The following is a 660-nucleotide window of genomic DNA, read 5'->3' as shown; positions in this document are numbered from 1 at the left end:
TTGGGATGACTAAAGCACAGGTTCGCTTCGTACTTGGATCGCCAATGCTTATCGAAAATGGCTATCCTAACACTTGGTATTATATCTACCATCACACGCCAGGCCACGGTGACCCAGTACAGAAAGATCTTGTCGTAAACTTTAATGACCAAGGAACGCTGGCCGATATCAGCGGTGACTTCCCGAAAAGTGACGCGTTTTACGAACAGATCCAATAAACCAATCCTGTCATTACATCGATTGGCATCATAAAACCTTTATGCAAAAAAACCTCCCACTTGGGAGGTTTTTTATCATCTAAAATATTGCTTATTCTGCTTACTTGCGCAGAGCATTTGGCTTACCACCAGTCACTGGATCGGCATTCCCAGCCGCTTTTGCTTGCTCTGCTCGCTTACGACGAATCTCTTTTGGATCTGCCAATAAAGGGCGATAGATTTCGATGCGGTCTTTATCACGTACGGTCGCGTCTAGTTTTACATTACGACTAAACACACCTACTTTGTTTTTCGCTAAATCAATTTCTGGATACAATTCCAAGACACCCGACTGACGAATGATCTCTTCAACCGTCGCGTGGTTATTCACAACTAAGTTAAACACGCGTTACTCATGAGGCAATGCATACACGACCTCAACGTGAATCATGTCTGACTCAAT

The 660-nt window shown here is 43.8% G+C and carries 1 protein-coding gene and 1 pseudogene; one reads left to right on the top strand and one right to left on the bottom strand.

The annotated features are described in order from the left end of the window. A partial coding sequence (locus R8O11_RS28345; RefSeq protein ID WP_318195011.1) for an outer membrane protein assembly factor BamE occupies window positions 1-218 on the top strand: 218 nt, incomplete at its 5' end. A 100-nt stretch (window positions 219-318) separates the two neighbouring features. Here R8O11_RS28345 and R8O11_RS28340 read toward each other — a convergent pair. Next, window positions 319-660 (bottom strand): annotated as a pseudogene (locus tag R8O11_RS28340) (RnfH family protein); the annotation flags it as partial.

The sequence above is a fragment of the Vibrio sp. 1288 genome (assembly GCF_033344475.1).
This window is presented reverse-complemented; position numbering and strand designations above follow the sequence as displayed.